26 protein-coding genes are annotated in these 25,255 nt (G+C 69.2%); 11 read left to right on the forward strand and 15 right to left on the reverse strand.

The window, feature by feature from the left end:
• Positions 1-133 precede the first annotated feature (133 nt).
• From ACQP2T_RS00055 to ACQP2T_RS00065, 3 genes are all read right to left on the reverse strand, one after another.
• Entirely contained in the window at positions 134-1,312 is a 1,179-nt protein-coding gene (locus ACQP2T_RS00055) for a cytochrome P450 (protein ID WP_433514142.1), read from the reverse strand.
• Between the two features lie 248 nt (positions 1,313-1,560).
• Positions 1,561-2,367, reverse strand: coding sequence for a hypothetical protein (locus tag ACQP2T_RS00060; protein ID WP_433514143.1), 807 nt, complete (start codon positions 2,365-2,367; stop codon positions 1,561-1,563).
• Complete coding sequence (locus ACQP2T_RS00065; RefSeq protein ID WP_433514144.1) at positions 2,364-2,723, reverse strand: hypothetical protein; 360 nt, start codon at positions 2,721-2,723, stop codon at positions 2,364-2,366. Before ACQP2T_RS00065 ends, ACQP2T_RS00060 begins: the two co-directional genes overlap by 4 nt.
• 167 nt (positions 2,724-2,890) lie before the next feature.
• On the opposite strand from ACQP2T_RS00065, the gene ACQP2T_RS00070 reads away from it, so the two are divergent.
• Both ACQP2T_RS00070 and ACQP2T_RS00075 read left to right on the forward strand, forming a co-directional pair.
• Complete coding sequence (locus ACQP2T_RS00070; RefSeq protein WP_433514145.1) at positions 2,891-3,595, forward strand: GntR family transcriptional regulator; 705 nt, start codon at positions 2,891-2,893, stop codon at positions 3,593-3,595.
• Positions 3,596-3,605: 10 nt separating this feature from the next.
• Positions 3,606-3,758 (forward strand): hypothetical protein, encoded by a 153-nt coding sequence (locus ACQP2T_RS00075; protein WP_433514146.1) that lies wholly within the window; start codon positions 3,606-3,608, stop codon positions 3,756-3,758.
• Here the strand turns inward: ACQP2T_RS00075 and ACQP2T_RS00080 are convergent.
• Positions 3,751-5,142 carry a PLP-dependent aminotransferase family protein gene (locus ACQP2T_RS00080; protein ID WP_433514147.1) on the reverse strand — a complete coding sequence of 464 codons (1,392 nt, stop codon included), beginning with the start codon at positions 5,140-5,142 and terminating at the stop codon, positions 3,751-3,753. The two genes, ACQP2T_RS00075 and ACQP2T_RS00080, sit on opposite strands and share 8 nt — an antisense overlap.
• An 86-nt stretch (positions 5,143-5,228) precedes the next feature.
• On the opposite strand from ACQP2T_RS00080, the gene ACQP2T_RS00085 reads away from it, so the two are divergent.
• Positions 5,229-6,611, forward strand: coding sequence for a pyridoxal phosphate-dependent decarboxylase family protein (locus tag ACQP2T_RS00085; RefSeq protein ID WP_433514148.1), 1,383 nt, complete (start codon positions 5,229-5,231; stop codon positions 6,609-6,611).
• A 129-nt stretch (positions 6,612-6,740) separates the two neighbouring features.
• Here ACQP2T_RS00085 and ACQP2T_RS00090 read toward each other — a convergent pair whose 3' ends face one another.
• Entirely contained in the window at positions 6,741-7,286 is a 546-nt protein-coding gene (locus tag ACQP2T_RS00090) for a hypothetical protein (RefSeq protein WP_433514149.1), read from the reverse strand.
• A 377-nt stretch (positions 7,287-7,663) separates the two neighbouring features.
• Between ACQP2T_RS00090 and ACQP2T_RS00095 the strand changes: the two genes are divergently transcribed.
• Positions 7,664-8,188, forward strand: a complete 525-nt coding sequence (locus ACQP2T_RS00095) for a hypothetical protein (RefSeq protein WP_433514150.1) — start codon at positions 7,664-7,666, stop codon at positions 8,186-8,188.
• A gap of 69 nt (positions 8,189-8,257) precedes the next feature.
• On the opposite strand, the gene ACQP2T_RS00100 is transcribed toward ACQP2T_RS00095, so the two are convergent.
• Complete coding sequence (locus ACQP2T_RS00100; RefSeq protein WP_433514151.1) at positions 8,258-9,178, reverse strand: hypothetical protein; 921 nt, start codon at positions 9,176-9,178, stop codon at positions 8,258-8,260.
• 236 nt (positions 9,179-9,414) lie between these two features.
• Between ACQP2T_RS00100 and ACQP2T_RS00105 the strand changes: the two genes are divergently transcribed.
• On the forward strand, positions 9,415-10,236 hold the full coding sequence (locus tag ACQP2T_RS00105) for a thioesterase family protein (protein WP_433514152.1): 822 nt from the start codon (positions 9,415-9,417) through the stop codon (positions 10,234-10,236).
• A 77-nt stretch (positions 10,237-10,313) separates the two neighbouring features.
• On the opposite strand, the gene ACQP2T_RS00110 is transcribed toward ACQP2T_RS00105, so the two are convergent.
• Together ACQP2T_RS00110 and ACQP2T_RS00115 are read right to left on the reverse strand one after the other, a co-directional pair.
• Complete coding sequence (locus ACQP2T_RS00110) at positions 10,314-10,973, reverse strand: response regulator (protein ID WP_433514153.1); 660 nt, start codon at positions 10,971-10,973, stop codon at positions 10,314-10,316.
• Entirely contained in the window at positions 10,970-12,217 is a 1,248-nt protein-coding gene (locus tag ACQP2T_RS00115) for a sensor histidine kinase (protein WP_433514154.1), read from the reverse strand. The genes ACQP2T_RS00110 and ACQP2T_RS00115 overlap by 4 nt, the downstream gene beginning before the upstream one ends.
• Before the next feature lie 145 nt (positions 12,218-12,362).
• On the opposite strand from ACQP2T_RS00115, the gene ACQP2T_RS00120 reads away from it, so the two are divergent.
• The 4 genes from ACQP2T_RS00120 (at position 12,363) to ACQP2T_RS00135 (ending at position 17,584) form a co-directional block, all read left to right on the forward strand.
• The gene (locus ACQP2T_RS00120) at positions 12,363-13,928 is read left to right on the forward strand and encodes an alpha/beta fold hydrolase (protein ID WP_433514155.1); all 1,566 of its coding nucleotides are present in this window, start codon (positions 12,363-12,365) and stop codon (positions 13,926-13,928) included.
• A gap of 115 nt (positions 13,929-14,043) precedes the next feature.
• Positions 14,044-15,669: a carboxylesterase/lipase family protein gene (locus ACQP2T_RS00125; protein WP_433514156.1), complete on the forward strand. Its 1,626-nt coding sequence runs from the start codon at positions 14,044-14,046 to the stop codon at positions 15,667-15,669.
• Between the two features lie 66 nt (positions 15,670-15,735).
• Positions 15,736-16,392, forward strand: a complete 657-nt coding sequence (locus ACQP2T_RS00130) for a response regulator (protein ID WP_433514157.1) — start codon at positions 15,736-15,738, stop codon at positions 16,390-16,392.
• A 22-nt stretch (positions 16,393-16,414) separates the two neighbouring features.
• Positions 16,415-17,584 (forward strand): sensor histidine kinase, encoded by a 1,170-nt coding sequence (locus ACQP2T_RS00135; protein WP_433514158.1) that lies wholly within the window; start codon positions 16,415-16,417, stop codon positions 17,582-17,584.
• Between the two features lie 94 nt (positions 17,585-17,678).
• Here the strand turns inward: ACQP2T_RS00135 and ACQP2T_RS00140 are convergent, their stop codons facing one another.
• Positions 17,679-18,809, reverse strand: a complete 1,131-nt coding sequence (locus tag ACQP2T_RS00140) for a M20 family metallopeptidase (RefSeq protein WP_433514159.1) — start codon at positions 18,807-18,809, stop codon at positions 17,679-17,681.
• 69 nt (positions 18,810-18,878) lie between these two features.
• Here ACQP2T_RS00140 and ACQP2T_RS00145 point away from each other — a divergent pair, with 69 nt between their 5' ends.
• Positions 18,879-19,115, forward strand: a complete 237-nt coding sequence (locus ACQP2T_RS00145) for a hypothetical protein (RefSeq protein WP_433514160.1) — start codon at positions 18,879-18,881, stop codon at positions 19,113-19,115.
• Here the strand turns inward: ACQP2T_RS00145 and ACQP2T_RS00150 are convergent.
• Positions 19,063-19,470 (reverse strand): MerR family transcriptional regulator, encoded by a 408-nt coding sequence (locus ACQP2T_RS00150; RefSeq protein ID WP_433514161.1) that lies wholly within the window; start codon positions 19,468-19,470, stop codon positions 19,063-19,065. The two genes, ACQP2T_RS00145 and ACQP2T_RS00150, sit on opposite strands and share 53 nt — an antisense overlap.
• Before the next feature lie 50 nt (positions 19,471-19,520).
• Here ACQP2T_RS00150 and ACQP2T_RS00155 point away from each other — a divergent pair, with 50 nt between their 5' ends.
• Complete coding sequence (locus tag ACQP2T_RS00155; RefSeq protein ID WP_433514162.1) at positions 19,521-20,402, forward strand: NAD(P)-dependent oxidoreductase; 882 nt, start codon at positions 19,521-19,523, stop codon at positions 20,400-20,402.
• Between the two features lie 69 nt (positions 20,403-20,471).
• Here the strand turns inward: ACQP2T_RS00155 and ACQP2T_RS00160 are convergent, their stop codons facing one another.
• The 5 genes from ACQP2T_RS00160 to ACQP2T_RS00180 form a co-directional block, all read right to left on the reverse strand.
• Positions 20,472-20,618: a hypothetical protein gene (locus ACQP2T_RS00160; protein WP_357938195.1), complete on the reverse strand. Its 147-nt coding sequence runs from the start codon at positions 20,616-20,618 to the stop codon at positions 20,472-20,474.
• Positions 20,619-20,881: 263 nt separating this feature from the next.
• Complete coding sequence (locus ACQP2T_RS00165) at positions 20,882-21,571, reverse strand: DivIVA domain-containing protein (RefSeq protein ID WP_433514163.1); 690 nt, start codon at positions 21,569-21,571, stop codon at positions 20,882-20,884.
• Positions 21,568-22,689: a globin domain-containing protein gene (locus ACQP2T_RS00170; RefSeq protein WP_433514164.1), complete on the reverse strand. Its 1,122-nt coding sequence runs from the start codon at positions 22,687-22,689 to the stop codon at positions 21,568-21,570. Before ACQP2T_RS00170 ends, ACQP2T_RS00165 begins: the two co-directional genes overlap by 4 nt.
• Entirely contained in the window at positions 22,690-23,073 is a 384-nt protein-coding gene (locus ACQP2T_RS00175) for a group I truncated hemoglobin (RefSeq protein ID WP_433514165.1), read from the reverse strand.
• Positions 23,074-23,992: 919 nt separating this feature from the next.
• Positions 23,993-25,132, reverse strand: coding sequence for a serine hydrolase domain-containing protein (locus tag ACQP2T_RS00180; protein ID WP_433514166.1), 1,140 nt, complete (start codon positions 25,130-25,132; stop codon positions 23,993-23,995).
• Between the last annotated feature and the right edge of the window lie 123 nt (positions 25,133-25,255).

A 25,255-nucleotide genomic window follows, 5' to 3' on the forward strand; every position in this document is an offset into this window, starting at 1 on the left:
GGCAGTCATGGGTTCTGTGACGCCCAATACATCAACCTGGTCTCATGCCCTCATGAGTGCAAACGGGCAACCCCTTGGAGTGAATGCTCAGCTCGGATTCCCCACTACGGTTCCCGAGTTGAGCGCCTGATCGTCACCAGGTCACGGAGAGTGTGTGCACGCCATAGATGCTCATGCTCTCCCGCATGCGCACCTGCTCGGGCGGAATGGCCAGCCGGAGCCCGGGGAAGCGGCGTAGCAGCGCGGGGAGGGCGATGCGCAGTTCGGCGCGGGCGAGTTGCTGGCCGAGGCATTGGTGTATGCCGTGCCCGAACGCCAGGTGCCCGCCGGCCGGTCGGGTGAGGTCGAGGCGGCCCCCGCCGGGGTAGCGGGCGGGGTCGCGGTTGGCGACGGGAGTGTGGACGGTGACCGTCTCGCCCGCCTTGATCGGGTGGCCGTCGATCTCGACGTCCTCCAGCGCCGTCCTGATCGGCCCGATGTGGATGATCGACAGAAACCGCAGCAGTTCCTCGACGCCGTTGTCGGCGGCCGACGGGTCGTCTCGCATCAGGGCCAGCTGGGCGGGGTGGGTGAGCAGCGCGTACGTACTGAGGCCGATCATGTTGGCGGTGGTCTCGTGCCCGGCGCTCAGCAGCAGGAACGCGACCCCGGTCAGCTCCTCGTCGTTCAGTTCACCGGTTCCGATGAGCCCGCTGAGCAGGTCGTCGGCGGGTTCTGCGCGCTTGCGGCCGATCAGCTCGCCCAGGTAGGCGAACACCCTGCCCAGAGCCGCGGCGGCGTCCTGCCCGCCGAGCGTGAGGTCAAGGAGCTTCTTGGTGTCGTCCTGGAAACGGGCGCGGTCCTCGTACGGGATGCCGAGCAGCTCGCAGATCACCAGCGACGGGAGCGGCAGCGCGAAGTGATCGACGAGGTCGGCGGGCGGCCCGCCGGCGGCCAGGGCGTCCAGGCAGGCCTGGGTGATCTCCGCGATCCGGGGTTCGAGCGCCTTGATGCGGCGCACGGTGAACTGGCCGGTGAGCAGTCGGCGGTAGCGGGTGTGTTCGGGCGGGTCCATGCGCAGGAAGAAGCCCGGCGGGATGCGAAAGTCGGACTTCTTCATCAGCTCCGTGCGGGACGGGATCGGCGGGTGCATGTGTTCGGGCCGGTTGCTGAAGCGCGGATCGCCGAGCACGGCGCGGGCGGCCGCGTGCCCGGTGGCCAGCCAGCCGAGGTGGCCGTCGGCGTAGGTAAGGCGGTGCCACGGGGCCGCGCGGCCGAGTTCGGTCGCTTCGTCGGGCGGGTCGAGGGGGCGTTGGCGCTGCGTGGGGTACAAGGGCAGAACTCCATATTCGTACGGCGTATCGGTTGCCGTACACTGTATCGCCTTCGCGAGGGGTTTCGACGTAACAGCCGCCGATCGGACGCTCGTGCGCTGTGGCGTGAATGGGCTGCTCCAGGGGACGCGGACCCGCCACGGAGGATTTAGGGCTCAGCGTGGCGGCCGGGCTGTCTATGTGCGGGCGGTGGTACGCCCCCACACCCAGCTCAGCCAGTCCCAGCCGAGCAGGCCGCACACGATGATCACGGCTCCGACGTCGGCGGATAGACCGAGTGCGGAGAGTATCTGCAGTTCCATTCGAAGCTCCTTAGAGGGGTTGTGAGAGGGGGTCTCCGCCACCGTCCCTCCAGATCCGGACGGAGACCCCAGGCCCCGGTTCGATCGTCACTTTGACGTGCGACGGGCTCGCCGGGGAGATTGACCCGGCCGCCATGGAGGTTTCGGTATGGCGGCCGGGCTGGCCAAGGGGCCTGCCTGGGCAGCAGGTTCGATACGTGCACGATCAGGGCCCTGGCGAGCGTGAATTCCAGCGTGCAGAGATCGGTCAGTGGGACGTCCTGGAGAGTCGGCCGGCCGGAGGCGGAGAAGACGAGTCCCTTCACACCCCACGGCTCATAGTCGGGCGAGGTGTAGACGTGGGCATCGAGCTGAAGATGCGGGCATGCGGCCCGCGCCTTGGGGATGCACCGCAGGCACGTTGGCGGCTTGCTGAGCTGGCCGGCCCCGGCGTGCACTTCCTCGTGGAACAGCCAGGACAGACGTCCGGTGCCGGGATCCATCGCGGGGGCCTGGCACACCTGGCAGAGCCGGTGCAGCATGCACTCCCGCTGCCGGAGGGTGTGCATCTCCTTGTAGTTGACCTTCCCGCGCCGATCGCACTTCTGCCGGGCCCACAGCACACCCATCACCCAGTCGCTCGCCGCCGGGTCGGCGTAGGACAGCCGACGCCCGTTCAGCGCCCAGACGTCGTGGATGACAGCAAGGTTGAGCGCGACGGTTTCGACCTCGTAGGCGACGACGTACGGCACCCGGACGGCGGTCGTGGTCATGGCCTGGTGGCCTGGGGAAGTTCGCACCAGGCGCGGTGACCGCCCTCGGTGGAGGAGGCACCGAAATTCAGCACGCCGCGGCTGATGTCCGCCCAGCCGCCAATGTCGGGATCGAGGGCGGGCGCGCCGGGGTCCTTCACCTCGATCACCATGCCGCCCCGCGCGGCAGGAGTCACAAGGATCTCGACGAGACCACCCTTGGGGGTGTGCCGGACGGCGCTGGCCACCAGTTCGCCGATGATGTGAACGGCGACGGCGACCTCGACCTTGGGGTGCTCGCTCTGTACGACGGTGCGGATCCAGGCGCGGGCATCGTCTACTGCGGCGGGTACGCCTGGCAGCGTCTGGTGAAGCATGGGGGACCACCTAGTGCTGCATAGTCAGTTATCGACGTGTCATATGAAGCTTGCCGCCTGACTATGTAACCCGTCAAGCTGTACGCGTGAATCACCCCGCGGATCGCCCGAAGTACCTCCGCATAGCGGACGAGCTGCGATCCAAGATCGCCTCTGGAGAGCTCGCCGTGGGAGACCGGCTGCCCTCCATCCCGGACATCACCCGGGAGTACGGCGTCGCACGCAACACCGCCGCCGACGCACTCGACGTTCTGACGTCCGAGGGGCTCGCCGTGGCTCGTCCGGGCTCAGGTACCTACGTGCGAGCGCAACCCGAGATCCGCCGTCTCGTACGCAGCTGGAACCGCAACGCCCGCGGCGGCTCGCCGTTCGCTGGCGAGATGGCCAATCAGGGCCAGGCCGGGACCTGGGACTACGACTCCCGGACGGCGCAGGCCTCCGCCGCGGTGCGCGAGCGCCTAGCCCTCGACGAGCCACCAGCTGGAGACCCCGACGTGGTCAGGACGACCTATACATTCCGGGGCGATGGAAATCCGGTGATGCTCTCGACGAGTTGGGAGCCGCTGGCCTTGACCCGCGGCACGCCCATCGTCATGCCTGAGGATGGTCCGCATGCTGGCGCTGGTGTGGTCGAGCGCCTGCGGCAGATTGGTGTTCAGGTAACGCACTCGGCTGAGGTCGTATCGGCGCGACCCGCCACCGAAGACGAGGCAAAGCGCCTCGACGTAGGGAACGCCGCCATCGTGCTGACGATCGAGCGGACCTACTACGCCGACACCCGGCCGGTCGAGACCGCGGACATCGTGATCCCGGTCGACCGCCACCAGGTGGTGTACGGCACGTCGATGTGGGACGAGCCCGCAGGGGAGTAGCCTCCCGCGCATGACCGACCGACACACGGTGAGTGAGGCAACGACCGCCCCGTGGAGGGTGGACTTCTACGAGAGTGCCACGCCGCTGGACACAACCCTCAACGACCAGAGGCCGACACAGGAGAGCCTGCCCGGAGTGGTCGACCGTTCTACCGTCATTTGACCCTCAGCTCACGGCCCCGGCCTTCCGAGCAGGCGTCGCCGAGGACTGCGGCGACGCGGTCCAGGACGGGCTGCGGCGGGGTGAACGGGACGCGCAGGTAATGGGTCAGGGTGGCGTCGGCCGCGAAGCGCGGGCCCGCGACGAGCGCGATTCCGTGCTCGTCCGCGTGGCGCACGACAGTATCGGCGGGTGTCGCGCTCAACCGAAGCCACAGGGCCAGCCCGCCGGGCGGGCGGGTGAAACGCCAGCGATCGTCGCCGTCGAGCAGGGCACAGAGGTGGTCGCGCTGTGCGCGCAACTCGTCCCGGCGCAGTTCGAGCACCGGATGGGGGTCGCTCAGGAGTTCGGCGGCGACGAGTTGTTGCATGGGAGAGGCGGACAGGGGTCCGGCCAGGGGGTGCTCCTCTAGGTCACGAACGAGCGAGGCTCGGGCACGGATCCAGCCGACGCGCAGCCCGCCCCATACCGACTTGCTGGCCGACCCGATGAGCAGCGCGCCGGCGATCCGCGGCATGCCGACCGGCTTCTCGCGCAGGTCGAGGTCGCGCATTGTTTCGTCGGCGACCACGGTCACCTGATGGCGGGCGGCCAGTTCGGCGACGGTGCGGCGGACGTGTGGGGACATCAGCGCCCCGGTCGGGTTGTGGAAGTCGGGCACCAGGTAGGCGAGGTGGCCGCGCGCGGCGGCGAAGGAGGACTCCAACTGGTCGAGGTCCCATCCGTCGCCGGTGACCCGGAAGCCGACCAGCCTCGTACCGGCGGCGCGCAGCACGTGGAGCGCGTCGACGTACGTGGGTATCTCCACCGCCGTGAGGCGGGGCCGGAAATGGGCCGCCAGCAGGGTCAGCGCGGCCCGCGTCCCGTTGGTGACCAGGATCTGCTCGGGCCGGGTGGCCATCCCCTCATGGCTGTAGCGCTCGGCGATCATCGCGCGCAGTTCGGGCAAGCCCGGTCCCGGCTCCCCGTGTTCGGCCAGTACGGGCCCGGCGCGATCGGCCGCTCGTCGCATGGCCTCCAAGTACGCCTGCTGCGGCGCGGCGGGGACGGCCCGGCGAAGGTCGATCGTCGATCCAGTGTCCCCGGACGCCGAGAGCGGGGCGACACGCTCGGCCACCGCTGGAGGCAACCGCACGAGGCTGCCGCTCCCATGCCGCGTATGGACCCATCCGGTCTCGCGCAGCCCCGCCAGGGCGGCCGTCACCGTGCCGCGGCTGACCCCGAGCGCCGCGGCCAGGCGGCGCTCGGCGGGCAACTCGCTTCCGGCGCGGATGCGGCCGTCCAGCAACGCTTCCCGCACGGCGCGGGCCAGCGCCGTGCTGAGTGGTTCGCCCGTGCCGCGCCAAGACCGCAGAGCCCTGGCCAGCTGCTGCTCTCCGATCCTCACTGGTCCAGTTTTCCACAATTGGACCAGGCGGCGGGGTAGGTGCCCCGCATACCGTCGTAACCGTTCCAGATGAAGGGAGAACCACCATGCACCCCACACTCGCCGCCGACCGCGACCAGCTGCCCGAGCTGTTGCGGGCGGTTTCGGAGCACAGCGCCGGCATCCTGGGGCGCCTGGCGGAACGGAAGGTCGTCCCCACGGCCCCGATCCCCGAGCCGGCTGCGACGCCCGTGCGGGGCGAGGGGCTGAGAGCGGCGCTTGAGGAGTTCACCACACGCTGGGAGCCGACGCTGTCGGCCAGCGCCGGCCCGCGCTACTGGGGTTTCGTCACAGGAGGTGTCACACCGGCCGCGCTGGTCGGTGACTGGTTGACCGCGACCTGGGACCAGAACTCCTTCACCTCCCTCGACGCGGCCGGGCAACACCTGGAACGCCAGACGATCGCCTGGCTGCGTACCCTGTTCGGGCTCTCCGGCGACCACCATGGGACGTTCGTCAGCGGTGCGACCATGTCCAACACCGTCGGGCTCGCCGTCGCCCGCGAGTGGATCGGCGAACGGACCGGCGTCTCGCCGGCCGAGGACGGGGCCGGCGCACTCGGGCCGGTGACGGTGCTGTCGGGCACCGCGCATTCCAGCGTGCCCAAGGGCCTGTCGATGCTCGGGCTCGGGCGCCGGGCCCTGGTGACCGTACCCACCAGCCCGGGGCGGGAGTGCGTCGACCCGGCGGCGCTGGAACTCGCGCTGCGCCAGGTGGACGGCCCGTGCGTCGTGGTGGCCAACGCCGGGACCGTCAACACCGCGGACTTCGACGATCTGCGCGCCATCGCGGCGCTGCGTGAGCGTCACGACTTCTGGCTGCACGTGGACGCCGCTTTCGGCGCCTTCGCCGCTCTCTCCCCTGCCCACGCCCATCTGTGCGACGGCCTTGACCTGGCCGACTCCATCTGCATCGACCTGCATAAATGGCTGAACGTGCCGTACGACAGCGCCCTTCAGTTCACCCGCCGCCCGGACCTGCAGACGGCCGTGTTCCAGAACGCCGCCGCCTACCTCGGCCCGCTCGGTGACACGCCCGACAGCGGCCACCTCACCCCGGAGAACTCCCGGCGCCTGCGGGCGCTGGCCGCCTGGTTCACCCTGCGCTCCTACGGACGGGACGGCCACCGCGAGATCACCGAACGGTGCATCGCCTGCGCCCAGCTACTGGGCGAGGCCATCGAGGGCATCCCCGGTCTGCGGCTGCTCGCGCCCGTCCGGCTCAACGTCGTGTGCTTCACCCTGGCCGCCGACCCCACCGCCGAGCGGCTGGCCGCTCTCAGCGAACGCCTCGCCGACGAGGCGTTCTTCACGCCTACGGTCCTGAACGGCGTGCCCGCCCTGCGCGCCGCCTTCAGCAACTGGCTGACAACGGAATCCGACGTCCATCACCTGGCCGAATGCCTGCACGCCGCCGTACGCCACGTCTGAGAGGGAGCCGGGCGTCATCCGCCGTCTGGAGTGCGGCGAACGCGGTGTTCTCATCGACGTCGATCAGGAGCCGGCGTCCCAGTAGACGGCGTCCAACCATTGGCGGACCTCAGGACGGCCGCCGGAGGGCTACCCGTTGGCCGGGGGATCCGTCGTGGGAGCGTCCGTCGGTGACGGGGCCGTTCCCTCGCCGCGAAGGGTGACGAGGGTGGGCTGGGGGCCGACGTTGTGGTGGATGACCAGTGTGGCCTGAGCCGTGCCGCCCTCGGCCGGCGAAGTGAAGCTCACACCGAACGAGCAGGACACGCCGGGAGCCAGGTTCTTGCGCTCGCAGGTGCCGTCCTTGCTGAAGTACGCCTTGCCGGCGCCCCTGATCTCCATGTAGGTGACCTTCAGCGTGGCGTCGCCCACGCTTTCGATGCGCACCTCGCTGTCGCAGCCGCCCTCGGCGGTGCAGGTGATCTCGCCCGGCGTGATCTCCACATCCGCCTTGCCGGCGGGCACCTTGATGATCTGTTTGCCCTCCCCGCTACCGGGATGCTGCTTGCTGGTCGCCTTGTCGGGGCCGCACATGAAGTCGGGACAGATCGGCGCGTGCGTCGTGATGAGCGCCGCGACGATGACCGCTCCCGCTCCGATGAGAGCGACCGCGATACCCGCTCCCTTACCTGACACGAACTCCTCCGATATTCCGGGATGAGGGCTGAAAAGCGTAAATGATCGGTGGGTGAGTCGAACCGCCGTTAGGACCGGATTTCTTCACGAAATGGGAGAAGTCGGTGTCGGCGACGGCCGTCCTGCCATGCGAAATCGCGGAGTCTCCTCCCCCGGTGCCCGACTATCGAGAGCCTCGGCCCGAATCCGCACACGTCAACGATAAACACGTTTCGGTTGCAATTCACATGAATACTTCTGTCACCGTCCAGCCGGTGCCAGGCCCTCTTCCCGCGTGTGGCGGGGCGGTGGTGCGCTCGCGAATGATCGCGTGAATCGCCTACATCCGAGCCGCGTTCGGGCTAGGGTGGCCAATTCGCGATCATGGAGGAAGCACTATGAAGCAGACCATAGCCCTGCGGATCGGTCGGTCGGCGCTCGTGGCGGCGTTGGCCGGTGGGGTCGTGCTGGCGGGCGTCGCGCCCGCGGCGAACGCCGCCCCCGCCCAGAAGGCGACGCTGGGGCCGTTCGGGTACGGCAGCCTGAAGCTTGGGATGACCGAGGCACAGGCCAAGGCGACCGGGCTGATCGTCCGCAAGAGGATCAAAGCCCCCACCACGTGCGCGACCTATGACCTGAAGACGCAGCGCTACAGCGGCGACCGGGCGGGGTTGTTCATCTCGAAGAAGCAGGGTGTGGTCACGATCTCCGGGCCCGGCACCGTCAAGACGCCTCAGGGCATCGGCAGGGGCTCCACCCCCGCGCAGCTGAAGGCCGCCTACCCCAACCTGAAGCAGAACGCGATGTACGGGACCTTTGCCACCGTGCCGGGCAATCCCAAAGCGTCCTACATCTTCCTCGTGTCGAAGAGAATGGTCGTCGGTGTGGTCCTGGTCCTGACCGCGCAGAACTGCCTCAGGTAGCGGCTCGTCACACGCAGGGGGGCAAGGCCCCGGTCCGCAGGTCTGCCTACGGGAGCACTGGACTCCCCGTCATGCCTCATGGTGGCCGAGCCGCGCATCGATGTACCCGCCACTGCGAGCGGCCCTCAGGACGGCGGCCAGGAGTGCCAGGCCCACGCCGATGCCCAAGGCGTGCTCGACGATCGCGACCGCTGTGTATTCCCCGGCCACGAACCCGCCAGGCCGCAGAATAACCATCGGCAGCTTCCAGCCGCTCCACGCGAACAACGAGCCGGACGCCCCGAAGGCCAGCGTCATCGGAACCCACCGCCGGAGCCGGGCGGGGCGGCCACGCGTGAGCGTCCACACGCTCCAGGCTCCGAGTAGCGCCCACAGCCCGGAGCTCCCGCTCAACAGTCGAGCGTTGAGCTCCATTTGAGCGCGATGAGCCGGGTCGAGGCCCAGCGTCCCGCCCAGTGCCCAGGACCACCAGAGCAGGCCCAGCCCGGCGGCCACCGCCATCGCCACCGTCACCAGCGCCGAGGAGTGTGCCGGGCCGTCACCGATCCGGCCCAGGAAGGGCCGCGGCCATCGCTCCCTCAGGTAGATCGGCAAGGCCACGGCCAGCCCCACCGCCATCCCGGCGAAGCCGATGGCGATGAAGACCTCCTCCCCCTGCGCGGCCGAGCCGGAACTGTCGCCCTGGTCGCCTCCGAGGAGGCTGCTGATCAGCACGTACGGAAGTATCGGGACCAGAAAACCCGCGCCCACCCACGAAAAGAAGATCACTGGTCCGGCCGCCAGCCGACGGCCCCACGGCTGGGCCAGCGCCAGCCCGAGCGCGATCCCGGTCGCCGCCATCACCACGGTGACGACGTTCAGCAGCACCCAGTCCGCGGTGCCGTAACCGTCCGGGGCGTGCCCGAACAGGCCCGCCGTGATCCAGACGACCTTGACGGCTAAGTACAGCGACATGCTGAGTGCCGCGCCGTAGCCGGCGAGCCTGCGCACCCGGCTCCATCGCGCACCTACGCTCGGAATGTCCGCCGAATCTCCTACCATCTGCCCCCGAACCTCCCTCAACCGGCTGATCTCGGTGCTACCGAGCCTTCCGGAGCCGTCGGTTGGGCAGCCTCCCCCCACGTGGTGATCCTGCTCCCCCGCACGAGGGAGCGGGATTGTCGCTGGGACCACCACACTCATGATCCCGGGCCTGGAACGGATTGAAATATGCCGATTGGGGAGTAATGCCTGCTGAGAAGGATCTGGAGTCGATTGGCGATGGCTGGTTGCTCCGGGGCGGCCCGAACGGCGGCTATCTGGCCTCGATGGCCATGCACGCCATGGCGCGGGCCGTGCCCGGCCGGTCCCCGCTGGCCGCCACCGTGCAGTTCCTGTCCCGTCCCAAGGTGGGCGAGGTGGCAGTGTCGCTGCGTACGCTCAGAGCCGGGCGTACGCACTCGACGGTGCAGGCGGAGCTGAGCCAGGAGGGCAGCCCTCGGCTGCTCGCGGTCGCCACCTTCGCCGAGCGGGGCACCTTCGATGAGGACGATACAGGCGAGGACCGTGCAGGCGAGGACGGTGCAAGAGAGGGCGGTGCGTCGGCGGGCTTCCAACACCGGTCCATGCCGGCCGTGCCCGATCCCGAGGAGTCCGTACCCCTCCCGCTCGACCGGCTCACCGGGAGCTTCGAGCGGCGACTGGATCGCAGGGCGCCCTCGGCGGAGACGGTGGAGTTTCTCCAGGGGGTGGCCTCCGGGCCCGCCCAAGTCGGCGGCTGGACGCGGTTCGCGGACGGGACGCCGCTCGGCGCCACGACCGTGCCGCTCATGATGGACTCCTGGCCGCCGCCACCGCATCGGCACTTCGGCTTCGGCGGCGGTGTCGTCAGCGTCGACCTCACCGTTCATTGGAGAGGGCGACCGGGGGACGGCTGGCACTTCGTGTGGTTCGAATCGACTCTCCTGCGGCACGGTTACGCCGAGATCGACGGCCTGCTGTGGCGGCCGGACGGTGTCCTGGTGGCGCAGAGCAGGCAGCTCGCTCGTTATACGCCTCCGGCCGGCTGAGGTCCGACTTGCGGGCAGGCTTCGGAGGGCGCGGGGGTGCACTATGGGCGGCCCGTGCCCGCCGGAAGGCGAGCGGCTCAGGTGGCTCCGGTTCGTACGAGGCCGCTTTCGTAGGCGTAGACGACGGCCTGGACGCGGTCGCGCAGGCCGAGTTTGGCCAGCACGCGGCTGACGTGGGTTTTCACGGTGCCTTCGGACAGGAAGAGGCGCTCGGCGATCTCGATGTTGGACAGGCCGCGGGCGATGAGGCTCAGCACCTCGCGTTCGCGTTCGGTCAGGACGTCGAGGCCGGCAGTGGGGATGAGGGGGACGACGCCGATGCCGACGTAGCGTTCGAGGAGGCGCCGGGTCACGCTGGGCGCGACGACCGCGTCGCCTCGCGCGACCACGCGGATGGCCGAGAGCAGGTCGGCCGCGAGAGTGTCCTTGAGGAGAAATCCACTGGCACCGGCGTGGAGGGCCGCGTAGACGTACTCGTCGAGGTCGAAGGTCGTCAGGATCAGCACGCGGATCTGATCGGTGCCGGCGCAGATGCGACGGGTCGCCTCGACGCCGTCGACCTCGGGCATCCGGACGTCCATCAGCACGATGTCGGGCCGGAGGTCGAGGGCCATCCGCGCGGCCTGCGCGCCGTCGGCGGCCTCCGCGATGACGCGCATGTCGTCGGCATTGTCGAGGATCATGCGGAAGCCGGTGCGGACGAGAGCCTGATCGTCGGCGAGGAGCACGCGGATCATACGGCGTCTCCCCCGACCGGGAGCGCTGCCCGTACGGCGAATCCGCCCTGGGAGCCGGGGCCGGCCGAGAACGTGCCGCCGAGTAACTTGACGCGTTCGCGCATGCCGCGCAGGCCATTGCCACCGTCGGTCCCGGCGGTCGTGCCGTGGCCGTTGTCGCTGATCTCGATGCCGATCTCCGTGTCCTGATAGGCGAGGACCACGCTGGCGGTGGCGCCCGTTCCGGCGTGTTTCATGGTGTTGGTCAGCGCCTCCTGCACGATGCGGTAGGCCGACAGGTCCACCGCCGAGGGCAGCGTGGCGGGTGCGCCTTCCACGCGCAGGCGTACGGGTGTGCCTGCCCTGTTGACCTGGGCGATCAGGGCGGACAGGTGCGCGAGGCCGGGTTGCGGATGCCAGGCGTCCTCCACCTCGCCGACCGCGGTGAGCACGCGTCGCATGTCGGCCAGGGAAGCGCGGCCGGTGGTGACGATGGCGTCCAGGGCCGTCCGGGTGCCGGTGGGGTCGTGGTCGAGCGCGGCGGCGCCGCCTTGGGCCTGGACCACCATGAGCGACAGGCCGTGGGCGACGACGTCGTGCAGTTCGCGGCTGATGCGGGCGCGCTCGGCGGCCACCGCGAGCGCGGCCTGCTGATCGCGTTCGCGTTCGAGGTCTCGGGCGTGGGCGTGGAGCTCGTCGAGGTAGGCCCGGCGGTTGCGGGAGCCGGAGCCGATCGCCCAGGAGGCGACCAGCGCCGAACCCAGCGCGGCCAAGCCGATCCAGGAGTCTGCCGAGGCGCTGCGGTGGACCGTCATGACCTCCTTCGGCACGGACGGGCCGTCGAGGACGGGGCCCGTGGAGAGCACGGCCGACGGGCCGAGCATCGGACGGGGGTCGTACGGCAGGCTCCAGGTGGCGGCCAGCAGCAGTGCGGCCAGGACGGCGAGTGATACGACACGGGCGTGACGGGTGGCCACGGTGTAGAGCAGGACCAGCACGCTCAGGTCGATGATGGTCAGGGGTGCGGCCTGGGCTACGTGCACCCCCACGGACAGCAGGCAGCAGGCGAGCATCGGCAGTGGCCGCCACCTGCGTAGGGTCACACCGAGCGCGGCCAATGTCGTCGCCCCCCACCAAGCCACCAACCAAGGAGTGCTCGTTGTCGCGTTCGGGTCGTTGACCAGCACGCACAGCAGGAGCAGCAGGGCGGCCAGGATCGCGTCCTGCGGCACCGGCAGGCGTGGCAACGCGCGAACAGCCGTCATAAAACCGGGAGCCTACGGCGAGGGCGGGTGCGGCCGCGTCCGTCCCAAGTCTGATTCTGCGGCGCCCGGATACATCTCACGACAGATGCGCGCGTGCGGCGGGGGACAGACGCGGGTGTACGGCCGTGGACAGCAAGGTGACCACATGACCAATCCTCGATCCCTGACCGGTCGCGCGATCACCGCCCTGGCCGTGGGCTCCGTCACGTTCACCTCGCTGATCGCGGGCTCGCCTGTCGCGACGGCCGCCGCGACAGGGCCGACCTCGGCCTCGGTCCAGTGGCGAGCCTGTCCCGCCTACGCGGACGACGTGATCCGCTCCTATGTCACCTCGGACGAGCAGCTGCGGAAGTTCCGCGCGCTGCTGGACCGGATGGAGTGCGGAACCGTCGGCGTACCGCTGGACTACCGCGAGCCACGCGGACGGCAGATCACCATCGCGATCACCCGGGTGAAGGCCGCAGACCGGAAGCGCCGGCTGGGCGCTCTGGCGCTCAACCCGGGCGGACCCGGCGGCGGCGGATACCTGTTCCCCCTCCAGATCGCCTCGATGAACGAGACGAACGCCAAGCTCAACGACCGTTACGACCTGATCGGCTTCGACCCTCGTGGGGTCGGCTACAGCACCAAGGCGGACTGCCCGGCCATGGGTGGTCAGCCGCCGGAGCCGGGGCCGCTGACCAAGGCGGCGGCCAAGCGCGTCCATGACGCCGGCGTGGCCAAGAACAAAGCCTGCGCGAACTCCGACCCCGCCTTCCTCAGTCAGCTCACCACTCTGAACTCGGCCCGCGACCTGGACCGGACGCGGATCGCGCTGGGGGAGCGCAAGCTCAACTTCGTTGGCGTCTCGTGGGGCACCTGGCTCGGCGCGGTCTATCGCGGCACGTTCCCCAAAGCCGTCGGGCGCATGTTCCTGGACAGCGTGGCGCCGGTGAAGTTCCGGCTGGACGACTTCGAGGACGGCCACGCCAAGGGCACCGAACGCAACTTCGGCCGGATGGCCGCCTGGATCGCCGAACGCGACGGCACCTACGGCCTCGGCACCACCGCGAAGGAGGTGCGGGCCAAGATCCTGGCGCTGCGCCAGGCATACGACGACAACCCCCGGCACTACACCGACTGGGAGATGGTCGCCGACGGCGCCACGGTCGCCATGCTGGCCGTGCAGAGCGCACCGGACTGGCCGCAGGTCGCCCAGGCGTTCAAGGAAATGCACGGCAAGGGCGACACCGCGCCGCCCGCCCTGAAGAAGCTTATGGACCACGGGCCGCGGACTCCCCCGGCGGCCGGCGCCCCCGAGCAGTTCAACCCGACCGCCGGCCAGGCCGTCTTCTGCAACGAGGACCCCAGCCGGCTCGGTTTCTCCGACGCCTGGGCCACCTACCAGCGCCGCCTTGAGCGCAGCCCCGTCACCGGGCGGGCGGGCGCCTTCACCGCCCAGTGTGCAGGCTGGCCGCTGCCGGTCCAGCAGATCAAGGTCCAGCGCGGCGGCGGGTCGCTGGTGCTGTCCGGGCACCGCTACGAGGCGGTCTCCCTGTACGAGTGGACCAAGCAGATGCACGCCGCCATCGGCGGTACGGTCTTCACCGTTGACGACGACGTGCACGGATCCGTCCTGAGGGTGCCGGACTGCGCCGCCGAACTCGTGTCGTACTTCAACACCGGGCGCATCGACCGCGGCTGCGACGGCACTCCCGTACCCGAGAAATAAATCTTTGGTCGCACCCATGCGCAACAACCGGTCGCGAGGCCGCAACGTCCGCACGTTACGGCGGGCCCGGGCCGGACGCGAGGCTGGCCGCATGAGCGTAACAAGATCCATGTCAATGGCGAGGCGGCTGCTCGCTCTGGTCGCCGGCGGCTGTCTCGCCATGAGCGCGGGCGTCACGCAAGCTGCCGCGAGTGCGGGCGTCACGCAAGCCGCCGCGCAGGAGGTGCCGACGCCGCGGCCGTCGATCGTGCAGCTGGACTCGGGCCGGATCCGGGGAGCGGACGACGGTACGGTCAGGACGTACTCGGGGATCCGCTTCGCGCAGCCGCCGGTGGGGCGGCTGCGCTGGAAGGAGCCGGAGCGGGTCGCACCGTGGCGGGGAGTGGCCGACGCCACCAAGCCGGGGCGGCCGTGCCTGCAGGTGGAGGCGGGTAAGCAGATCGGCGGGGAGGACTGTCTGTTCCTCGACGTCACCGCTCCCGCCAAGCCGTCGCGCGGGCCGCTGCCGGTGATGGTGTGGCTGTACGGGGGCGGCTTCCTCGACGGCTACGGCAGCATCTACAACGCCCGGCGGATGGCCGACCAGGGCGACGTGGTGGTGGTGACGCCCAACTATCGGCTGGGGGCGTTCGGTTTCCTCTCGCTGCCAGGTTTGTCCGGCTCGGGGACCTTCGGGCTGGCCGACCAGCTCGAAGCCCTGAAGTGGGTCCAGCGCAACGCCGCGGCCTTCGGTGGCGACCCGGACAACGTGACGCTGTTCGGTCAGTCCGCCGGTGGGATCAGCACCTGTGCGCTGCTGACCTCGCCGGCCACCCGTGGCCTGATCGACAAGGCCGTCATGCAGTCGGGGACGTGCACGCTCAACTGGCCGAACGGAACCTATCTTCCGATCCCGAGCGTGGGCGCGATACGGCCGTACCATTCGCTGAAGAGCAGCTGGGACATGAGCCTGGCCGCGGTCAAGCAGCTCGGCTGTCCGGCGGGCAAGGAACTGGACTGTCTGCGGGACAAGCCGGTCTCCGAGCTGATGAAGGTCAGCGAGAGCTTCGGCAGCAATGTCGCGTACGGCACGCCGTTGCTGCCGCTCGACCCGGCGCAGGCGCTGCGCACGGGCAAGTTCCCGCGCGTGCCGGTGATCTCCGGTGGCACCAAGAGCGAGGGCAATGGCTTCGTCGCCGGCGCCGCACAGGCCGGGTTCCCGGTGACCGCCGAGAACTACCCGCAGTTGATGAAGGGCGCGTTCGGCGAGCAGGCCGACAAGGTGCTGAAGGAATATCCGCTGACGGACTTCGCCTCTCCCGGCCTGGCCTGGGCGACACTGAGCAGTGACCGCGCCTGGGCCTGCCCGACTCTTGAGGGCGACAAAGCGCTGGCTGCCCGCACCACGGTGTACGCCTATGAGTTCGCCGACGCCAAGGCGCCGAACGTCGTGGGCGTCCCGTCCGACTTCCCGCTGGGTGCCCAGCACGCCAGCGACCTGCCCTACCTGTTCGACCTGGATGGCCGGGCAGAGGACGGCTTCACACCGGAGCAGTGGCGGCTGGCGGAGCAGATGATCGGCTACTGGACGTCCTTCGCCCACACCGGCAAACCCCAGGTCGACGGCGCACCCGCCTGGCGCGCGTTCACGCCGTCCGGCCAGACCGTGCTCAGCCTGAAGCCCGCGAGCCAGGGCGGCGTCGGCCCGGTCGACCTCAGCGATGAGCACCGGTGCGCCTTCTGGCGCGGGCTCGACGACTGACACCAGGCGCTGGTGCCCGGCCTCGAATGGGCCGGGCACCAGCCCGCTGTGACAGAGTGGGCGCACGTGATCAGAGTTCTGCTCGCCGACGACGACCCGATGGTCCGTCGGCATCTCAAGGTGATCCTCGGCTCCAGCACGGAGATCGAGGTCGTCGGTGAGGCCCGTGACGGGGCGGAAGCGGTCGAAGAGGTTCTGCGTAACCAGCCGGACGTGGTTCTGATGGATCTGCGGATGCCGGGCGTGGATGGGATCACCGCGACGAAGGAGATCGCGGCACTCGCCTCGCCACCCGCGGTCATCGCGCTCACGACGTTCGACTCCGACGAGCACGTGCTCGGCGCCCTGGAGGCCGGCGCCGGGGGCTTCCTGGTGAAGGCCACCCCGGCAGAGGACCTGATCAACCTGGTCAAGGTGGCGGCCGACGGGAACGTGGTGATGTCACCGAGCGCGGCGCGCAGACTGCTCGCGCAGTCGTCCAGAGGGGACGAGCGGCGCGACACCGCTCGGTCGCGGGTGGCCGCGCTCGCCGAGCGCGAACGCGAGGTGCTGGCCTGCCTCGGCGAAGGGCTGACCAATCCGGAGATCGCGGGGCGACTGTTCCTGTCGGAGACCACCGTCCGCAGCTACGTCTCCCGCCTCCTGGTCAAGCTCGACCTCACCCACCGTACGCAGGCCGCCCTGCTCGCCCACCAGGCCGGACTCCTCGACGAGCCCGGCTGAAACCACCCTTGAGGTGTCCGCTGTGCCGCGTTTCTCCAGACCGGAGCTCATTGTCAGCGACCGGAGGACCACGCTCATGGCCGCCTTCGGCTCGGCCGTGTTGTCCGCTGTCATACAGATCGTCCTGCACGCCGCGGGCACGTACCCGCGCGGCGCCGCCTCGCTCACCGAGCTGGCCCTGAACCTCCTGCTGGCCGCGTCCTTGCCGCTGGCGGTCCGCTTCCCGTGGACGGTGGGAGCGCTGGCCGTCGCGATCACGACGGCGCTCGCCCTCGGCGGCACGCTGGCGCCGGAGATGATGGCGTCGCGGATCGCTCCCGTGGCGGCCCCGTTCGTGGTGTCGTTCCTCGTCTTCCTTCTGCCCTGGCGGCAGGCGTTCGCCTTCGCCGCGGTCCTGGCGTTGCCGGCGATCCCGATCTGGTCCCCCTCATGGGGGGCGCTCTACAGCGGGCTGTCGGCCACCGCGCTTCCCGCCCTGCTCGCCCTCTACCTGAAGGCCCGGAGCGAGCTCGTACGGTCGCTGCGCAAGCGAGCCGAGCTGGCCGACTCCGAACGCCACCTGCTCGCCGAGCGAGCCGAGACCGCCGAACGCCGGCGCCTGGCCACCGAGCTGCACGACATCGTCACCCACCACGTCACCGAGATCGTCCTGCACGCCGACGCCCTGCGCGTCACCACGGGCGACGACGACGCCCGCGCCGCGGCCGAGCAGATCCGGCTCGCCGGCACGCGGACCCTCACCGAGCTGCGCGACCTCATGCGGGTGATGAACACAGGGGTCCGGACGGCGCCCGCCGATCGTCCCGACGACGACACGGGCGGCGACCTGGCCGCGCTGGCGGCGGCTGACCGAGCGGCGCTGCGTGTCGAGGGCGATCCCGGTACGGTGCCCGCGGTGGTGGCCCGCGCCGTCTACCGGGTGGTACAGGAGTCGCTGACCAACGCCCGCAAGCACGCCCCCGGGGCGCCGGTCACTGTCACCATCGCCTATCCCGGCGATCGGGTCGACGTCGAGGTGCGTAACGTGCCGCCTCGGCGGAGCGTCGATCCCACGCTGACCGGCGCCGGGTCCGGGATGGGCCTGACCGGGCTCAACCGCCGGGTGAGTCTGCTCGGCGGCACCTTCAGCGCGGGGGACGACGGTGACGGAGGCTTCACGGTCACTGTCAGCATCCCTGCCACCGCCACGTGATTTGCCGGGCAGGCTTCACGGTCACTGTCGGCATCCCTGCCGCCGTCACGTGATACGCCGCCACGCCAGATCAGTTGGTTTTACGGTCGCGACATCAGGCGAGAGCCGTGAGCAGGCCGATCGTCAGAGCCAGGCGCTTCGGGATGTGCTCGACCAGCAGGTGCTCGTGCCGGGCGTGTGCCCCGTCGCCCACCGCGCCCATGCCGTCCAGCACGGGCCGCCCGAGCGCCGAGATGAAGTTGCCGTCGCTGGCACCCCCGACCGACACCTCGTCCAGCGGCCATCCGAGCCCGGCGGCCACTTCCTGGGCCTCCTTGAACAGCCGCCGCGAGGCGGGGTTCGGGGTCATGGGCGGCCGATTCCACTCGCCGGTCACGGAGATCGTCACCCGCGGATCGGCGGCCCGCAGGCCGGCGAACACGTCGTCGATCCGCCCCATCTCGGACGGGTCGGTCACCCGCACGTCGATCCCGCAGCTCGCGTGACCGGCCGTGACGTTGCGCCCGGTGCCGCCGGTGATTACGCCGATGTTCACGGTGGTTCCGCGCTCGCGCGAGGCGGAGCCGGCCAGCGTGGTGACGATCTCGGCCAGGGCGTGGATCGCGTTCGCCCCCGCGTACGGGTCGAGCCCCGCGTGCGCTTCCACCCCGGTCACGCTGAGGTCGAACAGCCCCACGCCCTTGCGGGCGGTCTTGAGCGCGCCGTCGAGTGACGCCTCGAAGACCAGGCTCGCCAGAGCATCCGCGCTCGCGGCCTCGATGTGCGCGCGTGAGGCCGGGCTGCCGATCTCCTCGTCCCCGGTGAACAGGAAGCGCACGCTCGGATGCGGCAGCCCCAGCTCGCGCAGCCCGCGCAGTGCCCAGATCGACTGCACCAGGCCCGACTTCATGTCGAACACGCCCGGCCCGCTGGCCTTACCGTCGACCACCGTGAACGGCCACTCGGCCAGTGTCCCCGTGGGCCAGACGGTGTCGTAGTGGCTGAGCATCAGCACGGTGCCGGGCGCGGTTCCCTGGTAGGTCAGCTCAAGGATGTCACCGTACGGCCCGCCGTCGTGCAGGACCTCCGCGTCGGGCGGGCCGAGGAGATCGACGGCCCGGGCGCGGATCGCGTGCAGCCCCTTGACCAGCATGGCCTTGTCGGAACTGTGGGTTTCCAGCTCGACCACGGCCTTGAGGTCGTCGAGCATGGCCGGGAGGGCCTGCCGGGTCCAATCGGTGATCAAGACGGGAATCCTTTCAACGCTGATGGGCGACACTTCCGGATTTACCGGCGGCGTGGGATGCTCCGGGCTGTGAACGAGCCCAATAAGCCCGCTCGGCGCATCGACCCCCCGTATGACCGCGATGGTGTCGAGAGCACGCACACGTACGGCGCGGTGCTTCTCGGGCTGGGACTCGCGCTCTGCGTGGGTGCGCTCATCGTTGAGGACGGCCACCCGCCTTGGCAGGTGCTCGGTGTCTTCGCGCTCGTGGCGATCAGCGGCCTGGTGATGCGCATCGAGGCGGCGATACAACGACGTTCTCAGTGACGCCGCGCTGTTCGGTGGCGTCGATGAAGTCGTGGAGGACCTGGCGGGAGCGGGTGAGCAGGTCGATGTGCTCGTCCAGGCCGTGCATGCGGGCTCTCAGCGTGTCCAGGAGCTCGGGGCAGGGCTCGAGGTCGGGGGCCGCGCCGGTGGCGCAGGGCAGCAAGTACCCGATTTCCTGGGTCGACAGTCCGGCTTCGAGCAGCCGCCGGATCTGGGTCACGGTCAGGACGGCATCGCTGGTGTACTCGCGGTAGCCGCTGGCGGCGCGGCGGGGTTCGAGCAGGCCCTGAGCCTCGTAGTAACGCAGTTGATGCGTGCGGACTCCGGTCCGCCGGCTCAGCTCCCCGATCAGCACGCGCGCTGCTCCTTGACCTTCATATCGGTGTGAACGTTGATGATTCTGCCATGAGCACTCAAACCAACCGGAATGGCGACGTGACGGTCATTGGTCTTGGCCTGATGGGTCAGGCGCTGGCTGGAGCGTTCCTGCGCGGCGGCTACTCCACGACCGTGTGGAACCGTACGGCGGCGAAGGCCGAGCATCTTGCCGCCCAGGGGGCGAAGGTCGCCGACTCGGTCCGCGACGCCGTCCTGGCCGGCCCGCTCGTGGTCGTCTGCGTGTCCGACTACGAGGCTGTGCACGCGCTCCTCGATCCGCTGGGCGATGAGCTCGACGGCCGCGTCCTGGTGAATCTGACCTCCGGTACGTCGCTGGGGGCCCGCGAGACCGCGGAGTGGGTGATGCGGCGGGGCGGCGCCTATCTCGACGGCGCGATCATGGCCACCCCCGCGGCCGTCGGGGCGGAGGCCGTCCTCCTCTACAGCGGGCCGCGCTCGGCCTTCGACCTGCACGAGCCGGTCCTGAGGAGCCTTGGCGCGGGTACGACGTACCTCGGCGACGACCACGGCCTGTCGGCGCTGTATGACGTGGCCGTACTGAGTCTGATGTGGAACATCCTGAACGGCCTCCTGCAGGGTGCCGCCCTGCTCGGCGCGGCGGGTGTGGACGCCACGGCGTTCGCTCCCATCGCGAGCAAGGGGATCGAAACCGTGAACGGCTGGGTGTCCGCCTATGCGCGGCAGATCGACGACGGCGCGTACCCGGCCGTTGATTCCACCATCGACACTCACCTGGCCGCGATGGAGCATCTCATCCACGAGAGTGAGTTTCTCGGGGTGAACGCCGAGCTTCCGAGGTTCATCAAGGCCCTGGCCGATCGGGCCGTGGCGGATGGGCATGGCGGCAGCGGGTACGCGGCGATGATCGAGCAGTTCCGTCCCGCATGACACTCCGCTGCCGTCCTCGCCCAGGACGGCCCAGGACGGCCCAGGACGGCAGCGGAGCCTTGGCGGCCGCTATAAGTCGCTGATGTGGGGGATGATCTCGGTCAGTACCCAGAGCGCCAGGCCGAGGGCGATGAGGTTGACGCGGCCGCCGCCGACGTTGAAGGCGGCGAGCACGAAGCAGGCCAAGGCGAAGATGAGCAGAATGAGGGTGAGCATGCTGGGCTTCCGTCCGTCCGGTGTTACGGGTGTGGTTGCTCAGCGCTACCCATGATCGCCTGGTTCAGGCGTGGCGATTGATCGCATGCCCCGAACTGTGACCCAGCCGCCCAGGTGACGCGGATCTCTGATTCAGGCATGCGAAAGAAAGATCCCGGCCGACGGGTGTCCAGGACCGTGGCGGCACGCCATGGGCGTGCGGGGATCGGAAGTCCGCGGGTTCGAGTCGTCGGTGACCTCTCCGGTGGCCGGCTCGGCCGGAACTAGCCCGGTCCCGTGGAGAAGCCTGGGCTCGTGGAGAAGCCTGAGGAGGAGGCGCCCATGGAGGAGTACGCGACGGCCTGCCGGCTCGTCTCCGGCAGGGTGCCCAGCTTGCTGACCTCGTTGGTCAGCCCTTCGAGGACCGCGCGCAACTGGACCTGGGTGACCTCCGCGAAGGTGCGCAGGTAGGCGATGCGGCGTTCCAGTTCCTCGGCCTCGACCGACTGGACCTCTCCGCTCGCCCGATAGACGTTGACCGCCTGGCTGGCGGCCTCCTCCGCCTGCTGCTGCGCCTCCTGGAGGATCTGCTCGTACTGCTGGCGCGCCTGGCCCACCAGCCTGCGGGAGTAGTCCTCCGCCTCGGCTATCTGGGCGTCCGCCGTCTGCTGAGCGCGGGAGAGGAGGTTGACCGCGTCGACGTTGAGCCTGGCCGAGGCGCCCGGGGAGGTGTCGTGGCCGTGGTCCTTGAACCAGTTGCGCAGCCGGTCGACCTCCGCGCGCAGGTCGGCCTTCTCCGTGTCGCTGGCCGCTATGTCGTCGGCCATGCGCATGAGGAACGTACGTACCTCATCCGCGTTGTAGCCGCGGCTCCCGAGCTTGGCGCGTGAGAAGTCCTTGTTGCGTACCCGATCCGGCGTCAGTGGCTGGCGGTCGTTCGATGGGTTATGTGCCCATGGCGTCTCTCCAGTCACTGCTCTCTACCTCCAGCACTGGTGAATTCGTCGAAGCGGATTTGCTCGGCCGGCACGCCAGCGTCCAGCAGCCGGGCGATCGTGCTCTGAACCATCTCTTCGGAGCCGCATACGAAGACGTCCTGGCCACGCCAGGCCTTCAGGGCGACGTCCACCACATAGCCGCGCTCACCGCGGTAGAGCCCGTCATGGGACACGACGGGCACGACACTCAACCATGGGTGCTCGGCGCCCAGCTTGGACAGCGCCTCGATGTCATACAGCTCGCGGGAGGTCCGGGCACCCATGAAGAGGCGGATGTTGCAGCGCGCCCCTTCGTAGGCCACCTGCTCAATGAGCGCCTTGAGGGGAGCCAGGCCAGTGCCGCCGGCGATCAGGAGGAGATCCTTGGGCAGGCTCGTGTCGAGCGTCAGCTTGTCGCCCAACGGTGCGCCGATCTTCAGTGCGTCGCCGCGTTGCGCGCCGTGCACCAGGGCCGTGCTGACCGCGCCACCGTCGACCACCCGTACGTGCAGGTCAATCGTGTTGTCGCGACGCGGCGCGTTGGCGAAGGAGTAGAAACGCCACATTCTCGGTCGCAGCCCGACCGAGACCGACGCGAACTGGCCCGCGCGGAAGGGGTACGGGTAGTTGAGGCGAGCTCGGATCACCGCGATGCCGGGGGCGCGCGGCTCGTGCAGGATGATCTCGCCATCCCACCAGGGCGGCGTCGTGGCCGACGCCTCTTCGGCCGCTTCGCTCATCACCTTCGCGACCAGTCCGTACGCCTGCGTCCAGTCGTTGGCCAGAGCAGGTGTCCAGCGATCACCGAGGAAGTGCTGCAGGGTGGCCAGGAGGGCCTGACCGACAGCGGGGTAGTGCTGCGTGACCACGGCGAACTTGCGGTGGTCTCGGCCGAGTTGCTGGAGGAACGGCACCACGTCTTCCACGTGGTCGACGTTGCTGACGACTTGCCCCAGCGCGCTGACGAGCCGATCCCGCTGGGTGGCCATGGACACCGGGAACAGGGCGCGCGTCTCGGGGTACATCAGGAACAGGGCTGAGTAAAAGAACAGCGGCACCTGATCACCCGACCGGGCGACCTGGTGCCAGCTGTCCTTTAAGGCTTGCGTGTCCACTTACCCGGCTGCCTCTGCGGGCTTCTCCACGATGGAGCCGCGCACCTGGCCCAGGACCGTCACGACGTTCCCCACGACCTCCTCAGGCGCGCCGAGGTCGCGGAGCACGGTGACGAGGATGTCGCCGACCTTGTCGTAGTGCTCGTCGGTGATGCCCATGCCACGGTGCGCGTCGGCCAGGTCGTGGCCCTCGTACACCTCGGGGCCGCCGAGGACGGAGCAGAGCAGCATGACCATGTGCCGCTTGAGCCGCGCCATGTCGATGCCGTCGAAGTACGGCTTGAGGTCGGGAGTGTCCAGCACGACCGTGTAGAAGCGGTCCACCGCTTCACGGACGGTGGGAGCGCCACCGATCTTGTCATAGTCCGAAACCACAGCTACCACAAAACCTCCCAAATCAGACACACATGCACGTGCGGGTACATGAGGTCAATTTCCTTGGTTCTCCGCTGTCGCGGGCGTCCGTCCGGCTGGACGGGCGTCAGTCGGCGGTCTGGGCCTCCCACTCGGTGGAGGTCACGTCTGTCTTCTTCCTGCGGGCCATGACCGGCTCCGCGCGTTCAGGGCACGGCAAGGGCCGGCGGGCATGTCGAAGGCGGCGGCCTCGGGCTGCGGCGGTGGGATCACGCCGCACTCCATAGCCGCTGGCACCACCACGGCCGAAGCCGTGCGCGGTCTGAGCGCCATTCATGCCCCCATAGAGCGGATCCTGTGCAGGCCGAATGCCTGTACGGGCCCTTAACCCTTCAGGTGTCCGAACACGTGAATATGCCTCAGGCACACTAGGGGGTGACCAAGGTGCTGGCAACTCGTCGCTCACAGAGCGTGTCGCCTTTTACACATAGCCACTCCGCGGTCAATTCCGGTCGGTGCCCTGACTTCTCTATGACTACCTGTGGCACAACCGGGTCTGACTCTATCGGTTCATGGCGATTCAGCTGACAATGTCAAAGGAGAGCGCCTCTTCGTGGTGCGGGTCAGGGGCTGGGCCTGGGGCGCAGCCCCGAAGCGGACGTCCTGGTCGATAGCACGCAGTCGGCTGCGGCGGCTGGTGAGTTGGGGACCGTTCCATATTGGTGACGCTGGGGTGTCCGTCCTTTCAGGAATGGCCGAGTCAAGTCGCACTGAGTTACCTCGACCCCGCCCGAAAACGCGAACCATGATTTCCTGCTGACCTGGGGAAACGCGGCTTATTCGCGGCACTGAGACGTGCGTATTCATCACTGAATGCGATGCGGCAAAAAACAGAGCGACGGTCCGCTTGTGGCGGGCCGTCGCTCTCCATGGACGCTGCTGCCTGCGGTTATTCACATAGAGCGGTGTCGAGGGCGGCTTCGAAGTGTTTGAAGGCGGACAGTTCGGTGGGCAGCGCGGTGACGGCGATGGTGGCGGCCCGGCCGTCGTCGGTGATGGCGTTGGCGGTGGCGTAGCCGGGGGCGGAGCCGCCGTGGGACCAGGCGAAGCCGCCGCAGCTGAGTTTGAAGGTGGCCAGGCCGAGCCCGTAACGGGAGCCGCCGGTGGAGTCGAAGTCGGGGGCGTCGACAGTGGTCTTCATCTGCTTGAGCTGCTCGGGCTTGAGCAGCTTGCCGCCCAGGAGCGCGCTCATGAACCGGTTGAGGTCGGTGGGGGTGGAGATCAGCTGCCCGGCCGCCCAGGCCATGGAGGGGTCCATCGTGGTGACGTCGGTGTACGGGTCGCCGGACTTGGCGGCGTAGTAGCCCTTGGGGTGCGGGCCGCGGATGGACTGGTCGCCGAGGGCCGGCCAGTACGTTCTGCGCAGCCCGAGCGGCTCGATGATCCGCTGGGTGATCTGCTCGCCGATCGGCCGTCCGGTGACCTTCTGCGCGATCAGCCCGGCCAAGATGTAGTTGGTGTTGCTGTAGCTCCAGCCGTGGGTGGGGGAGTTCTTGCTGGTCAGCCCCGCGTCCACCAGCTCACGCGGCTCGTAGTGGGTGTGCTGGATGGCCAGATAGTCCTTGATCAGGACGTCGTCGTAGTCGGCCAGGCCGCTGGTGTGCTGCAGCAACTGCCGGACCGTGATCTTGCGGCCGTCGACGCCCTTGCCGCGCACCACCTTGGGCAGGTACTTCTCGACCTTCGCGTCCAGCTCGATCTTGCCCTCGCCGACCAGTTGCAGCACAACCGTGGCGGTGAACATCTTGGTGTTGCTGGCGATGCGTACCTGGCCGTCGACGGGGACCTTCGCCTTGGTCTCCAGGTCGCCCACTCCGGCGGTGTAGTTGCGGGTCCGCCCGTCACGGCCTCGTACGGCCGCCAGCGCGGCGGGGTACTTGTCGACCTTGACCAGGGCGTCCAGGCTCTTCTGCACGGCGTCGGTGTCGGCGCTCGCCGGTGTGGCGGACAGACCGAGGCCGCTCAGCGCGGCGACGGTCACCGCCGCCAGGGCCAGCCGGCTACGACGCTTGGTGGAGGGGTACGACATCGGGGGGCTCCCTGCTTGGTGGCTCGTTTGTGATGCCACCAGCCTGTCGGCCGGACCACCTCATGATCGATCCCACTCGCTGGAGTTCAGAGGTACAGCCAGCGCTACCAGGGCGGGCCGTCA

Origin of the sequence: Nonomuraea sp. CA-143628 (assembly GCF_050942315.1) — a bacterium.
GTDB lineage: Bacteria > Actinomycetota > Actinomycetes > Streptosporangiales > Streptosporangiaceae > Nonomuraea.

Excerpts from the sequence above, each read along its gene's own strand:
- ACQP2T_RS00060 (WP_433514143.1), bottom strand. The coding sequence starts at position 2,367 with ATGACCACGACCGCCGTCCGGGTGCCGTACGTCGTCGCCTACGAGGTC.
- ACQP2T_RS00065 (WP_433514144.1), bottom strand. The coding sequence starts at position 2,723 with ATGCTTCACCAGACGCTGCCAGGCGTACCCGCCGCAGTAGACGATGCC.
- ACQP2T_RS00075 (WP_433514146.1), top strand. The coding sequence starts at position 3,606 with ATGACCGACCGACACACGGTGAGTGAGGCAACGACCGCCCCGTGGAGG.
- ACQP2T_RS00085 (WP_433514148.1), top strand. The coding sequence starts at position 5,229 with ATGCACCCCACACTCGCCGCCGACCGCGACCAGCTGCCCGAGCTGTTG.
- ACQP2T_RS00095 (WP_433514150.1), top strand. The coding sequence starts at position 7,664 with ATGAAGCAGACCATAGCCCTGCGGATCGGTCGGTCGGCGCTCGTGGCG.
- ACQP2T_RS00105 (WP_433514152.1), top strand. The coding sequence starts at position 9,415 with ATGCCTGCTGAGAAGGATCTGGAGTCGATTGGCGATGGCTGGTTGCTC.
- ACQP2T_RS00110 (WP_433514153.1), bottom strand. The coding sequence starts at position 10,973 with ATGATCCGCGTGCTCCTCGCCGACGATCAGGCTCTCGTCCGCACCGGC.
- ACQP2T_RS00115 (WP_433514154.1), bottom strand. The coding sequence starts at position 12,217 with ATGACGGCTGTTCGCGCGTTGCCACGCCTGCCGGTGCCGCAGGACGCG.
- ACQP2T_RS00120 (WP_433514155.1), top strand. The coding sequence starts at position 12,363 with ATGACCAATCCTCGATCCCTGACCGGTCGCGCGATCACCGCCCTGGCC.
- ACQP2T_RS00125 (WP_433514156.1), top strand. The coding sequence starts at position 14,044 with ATGGCGAGGCGGCTGCTCGCTCTGGTCGCCGGCGGCTGTCTCGCCATG.
- ACQP2T_RS00155 (WP_433514162.1), top strand. The coding sequence starts at position 19,521 with ATGAGCACTCAAACCAACCGGAATGGCGACGTGACGGTCATTGGTCTT.
- ACQP2T_RS00160 (WP_357938195.1), bottom strand. The coding sequence starts at position 20,618 with ATGCTCACCCTCATTCTGCTCATCTTCGCCTTGGCCTGCTTCGTGCTC.
- ACQP2T_RS00180 (WP_433514166.1), bottom strand. The coding sequence starts at position 25,132 with ATGTCGTACCCCTCCACCAAGCGTCGTAGCCGGCTGGCCCTGGCGGCG.